Annotated in this window: 13 protein-coding genes; 4 read left to right on the plus strand and 9 right to left on the minus strand. The window is 61.5% G+C overall.

What is annotated here, in order from left to right; translation table 11 throughout:
• Positions 1-9: 9 nt before the first annotated feature.
• Positions 10-1,074, minus strand: a complete 1,065-nt coding sequence (locus RR42_RS34495; protein ID WP_043356611.1) for a glycosyltransferase family 4 protein — start codon at positions 1,072-1,074, stop codon at positions 10-12.
• The gene (locus tag RR42_RS34500) at positions 1,074-2,300 is read right to left on the minus strand and encodes an oligosaccharide flippase family protein (RefSeq protein ID WP_043356612.1); all 1,227 of its coding nucleotides are present in this window, start codon (positions 2,298-2,300) and stop codon (positions 1,074-1,076) included. Before RR42_RS34500 ends, RR42_RS34495 begins: the two co-directional genes overlap by 1 nt.
• Positions 2,301-2,648: 348 nt before the next feature.
• On the opposite strand from RR42_RS34500, the gene RR42_RS34505 reads away from it, so the two are divergent.
• The 4 genes from RR42_RS34505 to RR42_RS34520 all read left to right on the plus strand — a co-directional run bounded on the left by RR42_RS34505 (position 2,649) and on the right by RR42_RS34520 (position 6,775).
• A complete protein-coding gene (locus RR42_RS34505; RefSeq protein WP_043356614.1) occupies positions 2,649-3,872 on the plus strand; it encodes a glycosyltransferase in 1,224 nt (407 codons plus the stop codon).
• A 271-nt stretch (positions 3,873-4,143) separates the two neighbouring features.
• Positions 4,144-4,881 (plus strand): DapH/DapD/GlmU-related protein, encoded by a 738-nt coding sequence (locus RR42_RS34510; RefSeq protein WP_052495312.1) that lies wholly within the window; start codon positions 4,144-4,146, stop codon positions 4,879-4,881.
• Between the two features lie 126 nt (positions 4,882-5,007).
• Positions 5,008-6,150 (plus strand): acyltransferase family protein, encoded by a 1,143-nt coding sequence (locus RR42_RS34515; protein WP_043356616.1) that lies wholly within the window; start codon positions 5,008-5,010, stop codon positions 6,148-6,150.
• Positions 6,151-6,295: 145 nt separating this feature from the next.
• Entirely contained in the window at positions 6,296-6,775 is a 480-nt protein-coding gene (locus RR42_RS34520) for a transposase (protein WP_144410030.1), read from the plus strand.
• A 74-nt stretch (positions 6,776-6,849) separates the two neighbouring features.
• On the opposite strand, the gene RR42_RS34525 is transcribed toward RR42_RS34520, so the two are convergent.
• The 7 genes from RR42_RS34525 to RR42_RS40255 form a co-directional block, all read right to left on the minus strand.
• The gene (locus tag RR42_RS34525; protein WP_236702117.1) at positions 6,850-10,455 is read right to left on the minus strand and encodes an ImcF-related family protein; all 3,606 of its coding nucleotides are present in this window, start codon (positions 10,453-10,455) and stop codon (positions 6,850-6,852) included.
• Positions 10,422-11,663: a hypothetical protein gene (locus RR42_RS34530; protein WP_043356620.1), complete on the minus strand. Its 1,242-nt coding sequence runs from the start codon at positions 11,661-11,663 to the stop codon at positions 10,422-10,424. The genes RR42_RS34525 and RR42_RS34530 overlap by 34 nt, the downstream gene beginning before the upstream one ends.
• Positions 11,664-11,921 carry a PAAR domain-containing protein gene (locus tag RR42_RS34535; RefSeq protein WP_043356622.1) on the minus strand — a complete coding sequence of 86 codons (258 nt, stop codon included), beginning with the start codon at positions 11,919-11,921 and terminating at the stop codon, positions 11,664-11,666.
• A 94-nt stretch (positions 11,922-12,015) separates the two neighbouring features.
• Positions 12,016-12,549, minus strand: a complete 534-nt coding sequence (locus RR42_RS40240) for a hypothetical protein (RefSeq protein WP_144410031.1) — start codon at positions 12,547-12,549, stop codon at positions 12,016-12,018.
• Between the two features lie 686 nt (positions 12,550-13,235).
• On the minus strand, positions 13,236-14,135 hold the full coding sequence (locus RR42_RS40245) for a tetratricopeptide repeat protein (protein ID WP_144410032.1): 900 nt from the start codon (positions 14,133-14,135) through the stop codon (positions 13,236-13,238).
• Positions 14,136-14,278: 143 nt separating this feature from the next.
• Positions 14,279-15,250 (minus strand): hypothetical protein, encoded by a 972-nt coding sequence (locus tag RR42_RS40250; RefSeq protein WP_144410033.1) that lies wholly within the window; start codon positions 15,248-15,250, stop codon positions 14,279-14,281.
• Positions 15,251-15,362: 112 nt separating this feature from the next.
• The gene (locus RR42_RS40255) at positions 15,363-16,118 is read right to left on the minus strand and encodes a hypothetical protein (RefSeq protein WP_144410034.1); all 756 of its coding nucleotides are present in this window, start codon (positions 16,116-16,118) and stop codon (positions 15,363-15,365) included.
• Between the last annotated feature and the right edge of the window lie 9 nt (positions 16,119-16,127).

Here is a 16,127-nt window from a genome sequence, read left to right on the forward strand (position 1 = left end):
GGGCAGCCATCACGCCGTGCTGATCAGCCTGCGCGCCAGCGCCCGGTACTGGTCGGCCGTGTCCTTGAGCGTCAGGCCATCGAGCGAGCGCGCGACCCGTGGCTGTGCCAGCGCCGCGCTCAGCGCCGCGCCGTAGGCTGCGGCATCGGCGGTGTCGAGCAACTGCACGCCGGCGAAGCCGCGGGCGAATGCGAAGGCAGGGATGCCGCTCGCCACCACCGGCATGCCTGTCGCCAATGCCTCGAGAAAGGCGATGCTGTGCGCCTCCGACGCCGACGGCATGGCAAACACCGATGCGCCCGCCAGCAGCTCCGGGATATTGGTCTGCGGCCCGTTGACCCGCACCTTGTCGGCCAGGCCCAGCTCTTCGACCAGGGCGCAGACCTTGACGTAGTAATCGGGATCCTCGATCACGCCATACATCTCCAGCAGCGCATCCGGCACGCGCTTGAGCGTCTCGCGAAACGCCAGCACGGTATGCAGCTGGTTCTTGATCGCCGCATAGCGGCCCACCTGGATGACGCGCCGCGACGCCGCGTCGCGCTGGCCCGCGGGCCGCACGAAGAAGCGCCGGGTGTCCACGCCATTGGGAATCACCGCCATCAGCGGGTGCGTGCCCACCGAGTTGATGTAATCGCGCAGATTCCCCTGCGACACGCCGATCACCGCGCGCGCGCGCGTGGACAGCATTCGCTCGACGTAGCGGAACATGGTGCTCTCGAAATCGTTGGCGGCTGAGTGCATCACGTACACCACCGGCACCCGCGACGGCAAGGCCCGCGCGTAAAAGGCCGGGATGGTGGCGTGCGCGAAGATGATGTCCGGCTGGTAGTCGCGCAGCACGCCGCGCAGGTGCCAGAGCCGGCCCGCCAGGCGCCGGGGCTGGTCCGGAAACAGGCACAGCACGCCAGCCGCATCGAGCTGCGCGCGCAGCGCCGCGAAGTCCTCCTGCTGCGGCATCAGGGCCGACAGGCAGACCGTGTCGCCGTGAGCCTGCTGGTGGATGGCCAGGTCTTTGGCCAGCATCTCCGCGCCTGAAAGGCGCGGTGCCAGCACAAGATGGAGAATCCGCATCACACCCTCCTCATTTTCAGGATCTGGTAGAGCATCCATGCCGCCGCGACCGCCAGGCCCGCCGTCATCGACCAGGCAATGCCCTGCGCACCCCAGTAACGGGTGGCGGGCGGCACCGTGGCCAGCAATACGCAGACCTGGAGCACCGAGGCATGCGTGGCGGCCTTGGGAATGCCCACGGCGCGCAGGTAGGCGACCAGCACCGCGATCAGCCCGCCGATCGCCATGTTGATGGTGAAGATGCGGAACAACGGCACCGCGCCGAGCCAGGCCGGCCCCAGCACCAGCAGGAACAGCGGCTGCGCCACCAGCCGCAGCGCCACCACCACGATCGCCAGCCCCAGGCCGCCGATCACCACGAAGCGGCGCAGCAGCACCGCGTCGGAGCCATCCTGCTTGCGGAAACGGGCGGCAAAGGTGGGAAACAGGTACTGCGAGATCGCGATGCCGGCGTCGGCGAGCAGCATCTGCGCGAACTTGGACGACATCTGGTAGGCGCCCAGCTGCGCCGGGCCGAGCAGCTTGCCGACAATGACCTTGTCGAACTGGTTGAGCAACAGGTTGACCACGCTGCCCGCCCAGATCCAGCGGCTGAAACCCACGTAGTGGCCAATGCCGGCCCACTTGAAGCGCAGGGGCGGCCGGGGGCGCATGCTCAGCCAGGTGAGCGCGGTCTTGACGGATTCGCCCGCGAGCAGCCCGATCAGGATGGACATGGCGCCCGCGCCCGCGAAGGCGCACGCCAGGCTGACGCCGCAGTCGGTGACGGCGGCCGCCACCTCGATCCCGGCAATATGCTGGAAGCCCCGGTCCCGCGTCACCACAAAATAGGCCGGCGAGGCCAGGCCGCGGATCAGCGGCAAGGCGGCGGCCAGCTGCAGCAACAGCAAGGAGCCCGCGAGGTGGAACTGCGCCTCCAGCAGCGGCGCCAGCGCGATGAGCAGCAATGCCACCCCTGCGCCGCGGCACGTCAGCGCGGTCCAGAGCGCACTAAGCTGGTCGGGAGTAGGCGTTTGCTTGTCCTGCACCACCGCCTGGGGCAAGCCGGTATCGCTGAGCGCCTCGGCAATCGCCACGGCCAGCAGCGCCACGGCGGCGACTCCGACCGCGGACGGGCCGAGAATGCGCCCGACCATGAGGAACTTGATCGCCACCAGCCCCCGCACCAGCACCTGCTGCCCCAGCACCCACGCGGCCGAACTGGCATGCAGGCCGGTCAGCGGCATAAAGAAGGCATTCCTCAGCGATCTGGCCATATTGCCCCACCATGGGTTGCGCGCCGATGGCAGGCACCGGTGCGGCCAGCACGGGTATCCGTGCCGGCCCGGCCGGCGCCGCGCGCCAGCCGTGAAGCACAACTTACCGTAGGCGCGGCGACAGGAATCGCCATCGCCTAGCGTTAATCCGTCACTTGCGCACAGCACCCGGGTGAAGCTTGCGCAATCGGGCCTCGCCCGCCTTTATCCGCCAAGCCGGCCCGCAAATTGGCGGCCAGCGCCAAGACGGCGGTGCTAGTGTGGCAACATCCGCAACCCGCCGCACACCGGGCTCGCCCCACCGTGCCTGGAGACGCGATGTCCGAGCCGACCGCACTGATCATCGAGCACGATTTCACCGGCCACCGCTGGCGCTACGTCGAATGGGCGGTGCAGGCCTACACGGAAGCCGGCTACCACTGCATGGTGGTCACCGACCCCTGCAACCGGGCACATCCGCTCGCCCAGCGCATGCTGGCCGCGCAGGATTCCGCCGCCGGCATCGTCGCTAGCATCGTCTTCACGCAGCCACCGCCCGCGGTGGGCAGCGGCCTCGGCAAGCTCAGCTATGTGCGCTTCTGGCGCACCTTCCGCCATGCCTTCCGGGTTGCCGCCGGCCTGCGCGACATCTCGCTGGTGCTGGTGCCCTATGCCGACTACTTCCTCTATGTGCTCCCGCTGCTTGGTTCGCCATTCGCCAAGGTGCCATGGGTGGGCATTACGATGCGCGCAAGCTTCCATCACAGCAAGGTGGGCGTGAAGTCGCCGCACCAGCCGCTGGTGAACGCGGTCAAGACGTGGCTGTTCCGGCGCGCCGTCGAGTCCGGCGGCATGAAGACGCTGCTGTCGATCGACCCGACCTTGCCGCAGTGGTATCCGCGCGGCAACGGCCGCACCGCCCTCGCCTACCTGGCCGATCCCTGTCCCGACGCGCTCCCGGCCGATCCCGCCGCCGCCAGGCAACGGCTGGGGCTGAGGCTGGGCCAAGGCCCGGGGGGCGCGGGGCATGGCGCCGGCACCTACCTGCTGGTGTACGGCGCGCTCACGCAACGCAAGGGCATCTGCGAGCTGGTCACCGCGCTGGCCGGCCACCCACGCGCCCCCACGCTGGTGGTGGCCGGCCAGCAAGACCCGCAGACGCGCGCGTTCCTGCAGGCGGCCGCGTGCACGCTGTCGCCGCCGCCCGTGATCTTCGACCGCTTCATCACCAACGAGGAAGAGGCTGACCTGTTCTCCGCCTGCGACGCCGTCTGGCTCGGCTACAAGGGCCACTACGGCATGAGCGGGGTACTGGTGCAGGCCTACCGCTTTGGCAAGCCCGTGATCGCTACCACCGACGGCCTGATCGGCTGGTTCTGCCAGGGGCAGGAACTCGGGCCGGTGCTGGAAGACCTGTCGGGCCCCGCCATCCAGCGCGCGCTGGACCAGTTGTCACGGCCCGTGGCGGCACCGGCGCCGCAAGCCGCATCCGCCAGGGCCCACCTGCTGGCCCGGCATACCTTGAGCGAATTCAAGCAAACCCTGCGCCGCGCGGCTGCCTGAGGCCCGCGCCTGAGCGCGCGGCCATGCCGCGTTGCGCGCCCAGCGTAGTACGGAGCCGCCAAAACGCCCCTTGCGAAAGGCCAATCGCGCCAGATTGCCGGCCAGCCTCGTTTTCACGTTCGATAATTTTCCCGACAGGAACGTAATGAATGAATTCGCGTTCCTGCGAATGCAGGATGCAGGATGCAGGATGCAATACGATGGACTCTTCCGCGCGGCGATGCCCGGCATTGCCGAGAGCGCCGCGGGGCCACCCAGTGAGAGGCGGAACATGGATACCGAAGCTTATGCCGATTGTCTCGATGTGGTCGGCGATCCACGCGGGGCAGGCCGTGACAGTAGCCGCGAGGCCAATCGTGAAGGCAACCGCGAAAGCAGCCGTGAAAGCAGCCGCGATGCAAGCCGGGACAGCACGCCAGGACATCGCGTCATCGACCTCACCCGCGCCGGCAAGGGCAACTACGTGCGCCGGCGCAGCCTGCTGGTCGAGGCGGCGTGGTTCCTGGTCGAAGCCGGCATCATCAACAACAAGCTGAATCCGTTCTCCGGGCTGCGCGTCGCCCTGCTGCGGCTGTTCGGTGCGCGCGTCGGCCAGCACTGCCGGCTGGTCCACCCGCTGCGCGTCAAGTCGCCCTGGAACCTGGAAGTGGGCGATGGCTGCTGGTTCGGCGTGGATGTGTGGATCTACAACCAGGCCAGCATCCGCATCGGCTCCAACGTCTGCATCTCGCAAGGCAGCTTCCTGACGGCGGGCTCGCACGACCTGGACAGCAACATGGACTTGCATGTCGCGCCGATCGTGATCGAGGACGGTGTGTGGATCACGTCCAAGTGCGTCATCCAGAAAGGCATCACCATCGGCCGCTCGGCGGTGGTCACGCCGCTCTCGGTGGTGCATCACTCGCTCGAGGCCGAAGGCATCTACGGCGGCAATCCGTGCCGGTTCATCCGCAAGCGATTCGACCCGCCTGGTCACGCCGCCATCACGACCCCGTCCGGCACCCTGTAAGAGGCCATTTCAAAAAGATTCTGGCGTCGTTGCGCGGCCTCGGCCGATCTAGTTGTACTGTCTGCGGCCGCGCGCCTGGCCAGAACCGCTTCGCTTCATTTTGAAACAGCCTCTAAGGAGAACAGCATGGACTACCAGGCAAGCCGCGACGTCAACCCGACCGGCCGGTCCATCGAACTCGATTTCGTTCGCGGGCTGGCCATCATTGCCGTGATGGGAATGCACTTCCACACGGTCAGCACCGGCAGCCAGTGGGTCGCCCTGATCGAGTATCCGCTCAAGAACTTCGGACGCGAAGGGGTCAACCTGTTCTTTACCCTGAGTGGCTTCCTGGTCGGGGGGCTGTTGCTGCGCCAGTACGCACACAGCGGCAGCGTGGATGCGCGGCGCTTTATCATCCGCCGCATCTTCAAGATCTGGCCCGCCTACTACGCGCTGATCCTGTTCCATGTGCTGGCCGGGCGCCACCCGACCAGCACCTTCCTGTACCAGAATCTCACGCACATGCAGAACTACCTCGGCTCCTCCATTGCGCAGACCTGGAGCCTTGCCGTGGAAGAACACTTCTACCTGTTCCTGCCGGCGCTGGTGCTGCTGTTCGCCCGCCTGCGCGTGCGCGCCAACACCATCCTGTGGACCCTGGGCGCCCTGTGCGTGGTGGTGCTGGCCGCGCGCTGCGCCGCGGTCGCCAGTGGCGAGCTGGAAGCGGCATCCGCCTACACGCAATATCGCATCGACAGCCTGCTCATCGGCGTCATGCTGGCCACGGTCTATTGGATGAAGCCGGAGCTGTACCGCCGCATCGCCGGGCAAAAGCTGCTGTTGCTGGCGGTGGTGGCAGGCACGGTCGTCTGGCTGGTATTCCTGCAACGCAACCTGATGCTCGAGGAGAGCATCGGCTACACCATCCAGGCCATCGGCTTTGCCGCGCTGATCGTGCTGGTGCTCGAATACTCCGGCGCAATACGTGGCGCCAGGCTCTACCGCGCGGTGGCATGGATCGGCGTGTATTCCTACGGCATCTATCTGTGGCACTCCGTGGCGCTGGCCCCGGGCGACGTGTTCATTCGCAAGGCCAGCGCGTTCGGCCTCCCCGTCATGGTGGCCTGGGGACTTGCCCTTGCGCTGCAGTTTGCCGTTGCGATCATCGCCGGCTATGCCGCCACGCGTGCGATCGAGTTCCCCTTCCTGCGCATTCGCGATGCGCTGTTCCCGGCCCGCCGCCGCAGCACGCCTGCCGCACAGCCGGCCGAGCAGCACGCCGCGTGAGTTGACCCGACGCCGTCCCCGCGGGCGTAAGCCACGTGCCGCGCGGGACTCGATTTACCGACTGCCAACGCCCCGGACCATGGCCTTGCCCCGGGGGAGGAAGGACAGCAACCGGGCGGCAACAGAAGAATCAAGGTGAATCACAGTGGCTAGATATACACAGTCCTTCAAGGAATGCGCCGTTGCGCGGATGCTGCCTCCCGAGAACGCCAGTGTTGCGCAAGTCTCCGCCGAGATGGGGATATCGCCGGCGGCACTGGAGCGCTGGCGCGCGGTGGCCCTCGCCCCGCCTGCGGCCAACCCGCCCGGCGCCGGTGAGGCGCGCCTGGACGCCGTGCTTGCCACCGGCGCCATGGGCGAACTGCAGAAAACCGCCTGGTGCCGCGAAAATGCGATCGACCCGACCGAACTCGAATGCTGGCGCCAGAGCGCCGCGGCGGCGCTGGCGGACAACCGCGGCATTGGCGCGGTGCGCAGGCGGCATGAGCAGGATCAGAAACGGATTCGGGAGTTGGAGAGGGAGTTGAGGCGCAAGGAGCAGGCGCTGGCCGAAACCGCGACGTTGCTGGTACTGACCAAGAATGTGACTTCGTTGTTTGCTGCGCCTGAGGATAAAACCGGCTGACATTGATCATTGATCGAACAAAACCACGTTGGCCTTGTTTGCCTCTGTTTGCCTCTGTTTGCCCCCGTCTATCCCTACCTGCGCGGGCCAGGCACGGCGCGGGCCGCCGCCTGCGGCTCCCGGCCCACGAAGATCCGCGTTGGCAGCACAAAGCCCCGCAGCGCCAGCATCTCCAGCGGCCCCTGCCCGACCTCGGTGCGCATCAGGTAGCGCACCGGATAGGTCACGTCCGCCGCAACGGGCGCCTGGGCGCTGCGCGCGGTCAGGCTGTCGGGATCTTCGGCGAAGGTCCGGCCGTGCGCATCGGCCTGGCGCTCGGCACCGGCCTTCGGCCCCTCCAGCGCTTCCTGCCCGTCCAGCTCTTCCGGCCTCGCCTGCCACGTCAGCTGGTAGTTCGCGCTATCCACCGGCTCGATGTGCGCCCGCTCCAGCATCCGCACCAGGCCCCAGCGGCCGCCGAACTCGTAGCTCTTGCTGGTGCCGGCGCGCTCGGTCTGCCACTGCAGCCGGGTGCCCGGGTCCTGCAGGGTCTTGCCCGGCCACGTCATCGCCTGCCACGTCTCGCGCTGGTTGTAGTAGTGCAGCGTCTGCCCATCGAGCGTCAGCAGCGTGTCGATCAGGCCCGGGGTCGGGATCGGCCTGAACTCGAAGCGGTACTGCGGCTCGCCCTGCGCCAGCAGGTGCGCCGCCAGGCGCTGCAAGGTGTTGATCGCGTTGAGGAAGGCCGGATCGAAGGACTGCGCCTGCCCGCCGGCGGCTGCCGGCAGCCACTGATCGCCCTGCAGCTCGAGCACGCCCGCCAGCTGCGTGCCGAGGAAGGACCCGATCAAGCCGCTGTGCGGGCGCAGGAAGCGCGCCAGTTCAACCAGCGAGGCATCGTTGGCGGTGTCGGCAAACGGGTAACGTCCGGCAAAGGAGCGGCTCCACGTCATCGCAATGCTCTGGCGCCACGCGTCGTTCAGGCTCGCCTGCGCCGGTTGCAGCACCGTCTGCGTGGCCTGCGCGATGGGCCGCACGAACAGCGTCTCGCCCATGCCCGCCCACTGGCTGCCGAGGCTGGCCGCCATCAGCTGCGCATAGGCGTGGGTGTCGGCCAGCTCCGAGCCCTTGCCCTGGAACAGCGCCTGCGCCATCTGGCGGGCCTGCGCATCGGCATCGGCGCTGTTGCCGACCTGCTGCAGGCGCAAGCGCAGTGCCGTCGCGCGGTCAAGGAACCGTTGCAGGCTCAGGTCACCGCTGGTGCCCGCGTTGGTGCCAGCGCTGGTGCCAGGCTGGCCCTGCGCCACCAGCCGCAGCACCGGGCCAAAGGCCGCGCCCAGCGGCCCTGCCGCGTCCGGCTTCGCCACCTCGGGCCCCGCCGGCTTCTTGCCCAGCAGATCCTGCGTCCTGGCCACCAGCGTGTCGGACAGCGAATCCTTCCGGGCGCCGGCCCCGCCCTGGTATTCGAGCGACTTCATCAGCGCGATCACCGGCGACTGGCGCGCATCGGCCATCAGCTTGAGCTGCGCGATCGCAGCCGGCAGGGTCGGCGCGGCCTCCCATTGCAGGCTGTTCATGAAGTCCTGCCAGCGCTCGGCGTAATCGGCGAAGTACTGCTCGGTCAGCGCCGCCTGCAGCGCCTCGGCCGAACGGCTCGCGGATGGCTGTGGCAGTGGCTTGCCGTCGGTCAGCACCCAGTCATTGGCGATCTCCGTGCGCCTGGCGGCCAGCTCGATCGCGGGCGCCACATAGCCCTCATAGGCCTGGCGGGTGAAGACCCCGGGCACGATGGCGGCGGCTCGCACCAGCCCCCGGGGATCGGTGCCGGCGGTCAGCGCCGCCAGGGTCTGGTCCGGATACTTGCTGCCAGCGCTCTCGCCAAAGGCCTGGATCACGCCCCGGTAGATGGTGTCCTCGGCATTGCGCTCCCCGATCACGGCCAGCAGCGTCTGGCGCGCGCCGGCGACCAGCTCAGGGCGCGGCTCGATGCGTCCGGCCGGGTTGGCCGGGTTGGACTTCAGGTGCGCCGCATAGAAGGTGAGCAAGCGCTCGGCAAGGTCCTGCCGCTCGCCCGGGGTGATCCGGGCATCGGTGGACCAGTGCCGCACCAGTTGCGGGGCCAGGAAGGCCGGCTCGGCGCGCTCGGGGTTGGCCAGCATCAGGTAGGTCTTGAGCGCCTGGTGGCCGCTCAGCGCCACCCGGTTGGTGGCCGCATCCAGCACCGTGGTGCGCAGTTGCGCGAGATCCACCAGCGACGCCTCCAGATCCCGCTGCACGGGCGCGACCAGCAACTCGCGGCTGGCCTGCGCGTAAGGCTTCCACAGCGCGGCGAGGACCGCCGGATCGCGATTCAGGCCAAAGCGGGTCGCGAGCGGCGTGTGATGCTGGGTGCGGTACTCGTAGCGCTCGATCTGCTGCTGCAAGGCGATGAGCGCGCGCAGGCGGGCGGCGGGGTTGGGGGCCGACTGGAAGTCGTCCACGGATTGCCGGGCGGCGTGCATGTCCCGGCTGTTCACCACGCCGGACACCAGCATGCCGGCGCTCCACAGGCCGATGGCCGTCAGGCCCACGATGGCGGACACCGTGACCGGGTGCCAGCCAACGCGCCGCCCCGGCCGGCGGCGGGCGGCTTCGCCCAGGTAGTGCCACAGCGGCAGGTCGATGCTGCTCTGCACGTCCGCGTCACCGGCGACCGGCCGGGGATACGGCGCAAAGACGATGCCGTCCACGGCGATGCGCCGGCGCTGCCGGCCCCCCGATCCGGCGATCCAGTCGGCGAGCGCCTTGCCGCGGGTGTCGAGCCGCTGGGACAGCTCTCCCATATAGCGATCGCGGTTGCCGTCCTTCAGTTGCACGACGAGGCGCTGCGCCAGCTGCTCGCGCAGCGTGCGCAGCGCGCCCTCGATGGCATCCGCGTCCGCCTGGCGCGGCAGCTCGCAACCGATGACCGGCATGAGGCCGTGGGCCACTGTTCTCGCCTGCGCCACATCCAGCAGGTAGACCGGGGCGGACCAGCGCAGCAAATCGGCGATGCGCGCCAGGCGCATTCCATCAGGATGGGCGCCGCGGCGCTGCGCCTGCAGATCCGTGGCACTGTCCGTTGTGAAAATCACCGCATCCACCGGACGGCGGCGGCGTAGTCGGTAGAGTTGCTTGAGCCAGTCGGCCTCCGGCCAGCCCTCCTTGCCGGTCTTGCTCCATAGCAACACCGCGTCAGGGGTGATCAGCCAGCCTTGTTCCGCCAGTTCGGGCAGGAGCCGGGCGATGGCCGCGTCGTCGCCGGTGAGGAGCAGCCAGGGCTGGCGGTAGCGCCAGCGCAGGCCGTGATGGATGTGGAGCGCGTCACGTATTGTGGCCAATTGCTCAGGACGCGCTGCCGGCCCGCCGTCCCCCGCCGTTGCCGCCTCGCTCCGCTTGCTGGCATCGTAGTTGGCGACCCACAGCCTGGCGCGCAGCAGCTGAATCTTTAGCGCCAACCATTCGTAATACCTGGCCAGCAGCAGCGACACAATGCACCCGATCGCCAAGGAAATCTCGAAGAGCTTGACTTGCTGCCGCGACAGCCCCTGCCCCGGCCCCTCGAACCAAACCGCGAGGCCGGCTGCGACAAAGAGGATCAATATCGCGATACAGAGATAGCGTGCTACTGGCTGTGGCTTGTATTCATTCATGATGGCTTGCGGCACACGAGGGCGATGCACCGATCGCCCTCCTGGGTGAGGACGAGTTGCGATTGGGCGGACCGCGCGGCATTCTCGGCAGCGAGGACAGTCGCGAGCCATGCGCCCGCACTGCCAGAGTTGCCGATGGTCTTCGCGAGATCCACCCATGTGACGGCATCACCCAGGGGCGATGATGACTTGAGATGCGTGACCACCTCATCGGAAAGCGCTTGGTCCCAAACCGTACCGATGCCTTCGGTGCTGGTTCGCCCCCAACGCATTGCCAGTGCCACGCAATCCGAGGCGGACTGCGCGCTATCCTTTGCAGGACGGTGCAAGTGCAGCGCGCAGCCATGCTGCGACGCGCCGGGGCGGCCCACCAGCAAAGCAACGCCCGCCTCGGCCACGCCGCCATCCAAGCGCTCACTGATGGCTCGCCTCAACTGGAGTGCGACGACTAGCTGCACCTCGTCCGCGGGCAAGCGGTCTGCCCAGGCGTCGACATCAAACAGCGACAGATGATCCGTATCGTCTGTCGTGGCGACGAGCAACTGCGGGAGGCATGCCAGTATCTTGGCTTCAAGTCGCGCGCTGACCTCCTCCGCTTCCACGGATGACGCGCAGACGAGCCGTACACGTAACCGCGTCTGCACCGGCAAGGACTCCAGACTCGCAACAACGGGGCGGAGCAAGCGGTCAAGCAGCCAGTCAGTGACGACTTTATGCCTGGCGTGTTCCGAAAGTTCATTGCCCGGGTAGAACGGCTTCCCGGGTATCGCGATCCAGCGGGCGATCACATCCGTTTCCGGGTACGCCGCACTTGGCCTGGCAGCCATTTGCATGCGCCCGCTCGCAACGCCCCCAACGCCCTCAGCGCCGTTCTCGGCGTCGTCGGCAGAAAAACACCAGGCGTGCGCCAGAATCGCAAGTGGCTTGCCAGCGCGCAGATGGCAGTCCCGTTCCTCGGCATCACGCGCCCGGTTGACCGCCATGGCGTCGCTGCGCCGCGCATACGCGCTGGCCATGGCCACGCTCCACAGAAACGCCCAAGCCGCCAAGGGATAGCCGATGACGCAAAGCCAGAACCAGAGGGTGTTTGTCGGCTTTGTCGCGGGCCAGAGGTAGATGACGAACGCAGCGCCCCCACCCACAATGGCGACAAACAGGAACGTCCACCAGGCGACCGATGGGCGCGGCAGGTCTGGCACCGTGGCTCTGGGCGGTACCCGCTGAAAATCGATGGGCATTTACCGAACCGTCGCGCCGCGCCAGCGCGCAATGAGGATACTGCCGCATTGGGTCCGGTCTCCGTCGCGCGCAAGCGGCACGCCCGCATCGGTCATGCTGGCACCGCCCTCCACGATCTTGTTGTCGCCGTGAATCGGACACGACACGATATCGCCGATCCGCGCGGCACGTCTCCCCCGGACCTGAATGCGGTCCGATCCCGACAGGATCTTGCCGCCGTGACTCGTATCGTCATCTTCGTAAGCCAATACCTTCATTGTTTTAAGTTCTCCTAAAACATTAATTAACTGTCATTCACGATCAACGAAACCATCCTTGCCTTTCCCGCTAAATTAACGCATCGCGCACCAGCTACCTCATCCGTCGAATGTAATTTTTGACGTCGTTGGCAGTTTTCAGCCGAAAAATAGAAACCTGGTGCTCAACGTAGCCATCCACCCCTGTCATCTCGCTATTTTCTGTTACGTCTTTATTCTCAATCAAATAATCGCCCCCATTATTCTCATACGCATACACTTGATAAAGATTTCCGTATGTACCAAGACCACTATGCCTCAACTCCCAGCGGACAATAACAAATAGATTTACTACCCCCGCCATCTTCGCAAAGAAAACAGAGTCAACCTGAGGTTTTGCTCCCTCGACTGAGTATTTTGCAATCACTTTTCTATGACAGACACCCTCTTCACGGTCATACATAACCAGACTAAGAGGGTACCTCTCATCGCCATCCTCAACTGAAACTATCGAACCCTTTTTGATCTGCGAGGCAGAAAACACTCCCTGAACAGGAGATACCACCGGACACGGAACATGTCTGCCCTCTGCATTCGCAAGAGATGCAAACAAGAAAATTTTAAAAATCAATAGATATTTGAAAATCATTTACGACCATATAAATGGCATCCTAACCTATTTTCAAATACGCGTGGCCGCCATCACGCTCAACTCAATTATCTATGCCATCTATCGGCGCAACTGTCTTGATACCCCTCAGTGCTCGAGGACTGATCGGCTGATAGGCTTCGGGCTCGCAGGTACGGTTTGAAATCAACTTCCCATCCTTTTTTACATATATCCCACTTGGGAAACCTTGATACAATACATAGTGATACTGCCCAGAATTAAATTTCAGATGCGTAAACATTATATTTCCCTCCGATATATCACTTATGGAAAACCATCTTCTCGGTGGATACGGCTTTTTTGGAAATTCCAGTTCAATTTCATCAATCATCCCGAATCGATATTGGACGTACCATTATCTGGAGATATGTTTCCTGAAGCGCATACCGAAATCACTTTTCCCTCAGTTTCGCAGCTAAAATACACTTCCTCATGAGGCTGACAAAGCGTCCTTTCTTCGGCTTCCGCGCTCACCCCAAATAATACTGAGCCCGCAAAATAAATCACCCTTGTGATCGCAGTCAGATTGCACACCGCCTTCCACCTCCTTTTATGCGCGCCAAGCTATACCCCCCCACTTTCTCTGAATATGGTCTCGAACTCCTATTTCGCACGGGAAGGATGAAAGAACAGACCGAAGCCGGTTAAATTTAAATATGCATACCCTATTTCATTCGATCAACAACCCTTTTCGGCACCATCCCTTTCATATTTCCAGATACCGTAGCTCGATAATATTGGCCATACAAAACAGAAGCTTTGTCGCCAGCACCAATATCCCAATAAACATCTGCCAAATTCAATTTGGCCACGATTCGCCCTGGAAACTTCTGAACTATCGAATCCAACAATGGAATGGCATCATCTGATCTTCCGCTCTCAGCAAGAAAATATGCAATGTCATTCAGGGTTCCAACATTTTCGACACTAACGTGCTCAGAAAACTCAGATGCGTCGTATGAGGTGATTGAGAGCATATATTGACTTCGCTTGGCCTTATTTCGATTTGCCAGCCGAAATTCCGCAAGGCTTATCTCGATTTCCCCCGCAACATCTGCGTTGGATTCATAGCTATAAGGCCCCGTTGATCCGATGGTTGAGCATCCAGTTACTCGAGATACCCTCTCTGACGGCGAAAACTTTCCTGATGCAACATCCGATCGCTCTCCAGTGATCTCTCTAATTACGCACCAATTTGAATATTCACTCTTCCATTCATACACATATCGGTATATCTGCCCTCCTTGACTTAGGCAGCTTCCATCAACTGCTATTTTTCGAGTGCGCGGGATCCTATAGATCGCCATTGAACTGCATTCATCAAATTTCTCCACAGAATAGAAGATGGTTTTCCCAAGTGAGGGTGAATAGTATTTCACCGAAATACCTCTTGATTCATCCTGGAATGAGAACCTCCCTATTAGATTATCTCCCTCGAACTCGCCTGATAAATATACCTGCGCCGCCCACACCATAGCCGGCGCGAAAAAGCCGAGTGCAGCAATGAAGAGCGCAGAAACGACGATTTCAAGACAACCAAGACTCCACCTCAACTCAACACCCATTAATCGCACAATATTTTAAACCAACCCTACATGAAGAACTTAACTGTCCAAACATATTCCGCAGGAAGGTAGAGACTGAATTTACATCCGACGATCGCTTATATAAAAACTCATATTTACTCAGACGATAAAATTCAGAATATTCACTCTATAGATGACTCCTTCATCCATCTACGGATCGCCTTCTTATTATTGCCTTTGTACTCGACATACACCCATCCCGACGAACTTGTACTTATTATCTCTATCTCATCGCCCTTGATCAGGTACATTCGTGTTCTAGCTTGATCTTCTGGACCATCATATAGCCATGATTTCTCCGCTGTAACTTTATCAACACCATAATTATTGTTGGCACCGATATTCGATTTTTTCCTGAGGAACTTAGCGTCAATACCTCTTCCCTCAACCTCGAGTTGCCTAGCGACTAAAATATATAAATCCCTATTTTTGGCTGACGGAGGATCACAGGCTAGAAGATTGCTTACACCAAAATTCTGGACAACAAAATCGGTTATGTTTGGCTCGAAATCCAACTCAACCGACTTTGAGAATTTCTCAGATTTTGAGAAAGCTTTCCACAAACCCATTGCATTAAAAAATGTTGGCTTAATCATAGTATCCGTACGATCATCTACCCCATATCGCCAAAGATCTTTCTTTCCCTCCCAGTGGCCGCCGCAGATCTCTCCTGTATTGTTGTTCAATATGCAGCCAGATTCAGTGGAAATAACCGGGCAATATGCTCTGCTGTATATATTTTTCCCTACCATTGCAGGGCCATCTCCAAGCACCCCTGTCCTGATAGTTGAGAGAACGACATACTTTCGGCTGGGAGACAAGCTGGAGTAAAATGCACCAGAAAAAATCGTGCCTTCTATAGAGGTCAACGTCTCGGAGGGCAGCAGTTCCACAATGCCTCCACGCGGCTTGATCAATCTGGCGCGCTTCCACCCCGCTCCATAGGTATCCTTATCCCAACCTTGAAGGGGATCGGAAAATTCGATTCGAGATTGCCTATTTATCTGCAAGACGTCGTCACCCGCCATTGCATGCGATGCAAATAGGGCTGTAAGGGATGTTATCGCCACCAGATTTTTTATGTGCACAGTCATATCAGTCGATCCTGTTTTTCAAAGCCACATAGCGCGGTGAAGCAATGCCTGTCGCCATCTCGCGATGATGACCATAATGCTCAACAATCTTTACATTGGCGACAAAAGATTTTTAATCTTTATTTAATCTGATAAATTTCGACTTAATATACTCCACAGATGCAAGATCGCCCTCAGATCTTAATTGCGATGAGATCGAGTTGTACTCTGATTCATTTCCTGGACTGGGAGGCTCGCAGGCCAAAATATTTGGCACCCCCAATTTACTAACAATTATTTCAGACAACTTAAACCCCTTGTTCCTCGCCCTGATTTCTAGAAAAGACTCCCATATTTCTTTTACGCTTTGGAGAGCGCCACCAGCCATTGCCTTCGTATCATCAAGAACATCACTTCTCTCACCCACTCGCCAGAGGTCTTCTTTCGCATCCCATCGCCCGCCGCAAATTCCGCCACTCAAATTACTTACTATGCACCCTGATTTTGTGTCTATTACGGGGCAGTATTGTCGGCTTGTTATTGTTTCGCCCCCCTCCGCACCCGCGTTGGAAAGTCTGCCTGCCCTCACAATATAGAAAACGGCAAACCTTCCAGATGGTGAAATCAACGCGTCCGCAGGGTCTGAAAATAAAACACCACCGTTGGGCGATAATTTCTCCATTGGAAACAGATCAATCCTTGATCCGTCCACACCGACAAACACAGCCCTTTTCCACCCGACACCGAACTCACCCTCCTCGCTCTTTGGAATGGAATCTATATACGCGATGCTCGAGTTTCCATTAAATTTTAAACTTTCTCCGTATGAAAAATTACACGTTAAAAATACAACCAACAATGAAAAATATATATTTTTGATAATTTTCATATTTAAAAT

Source organism: Cupriavidus basilensis (assembly GCF_000832305.1).
In the GTDB taxonomy this organism is placed as follows: domain Bacteria; phylum Pseudomonadota; class Gammaproteobacteria; order Burkholderiales; family Burkholderiaceae; genus Cupriavidus; species Cupriavidus basilensis_F.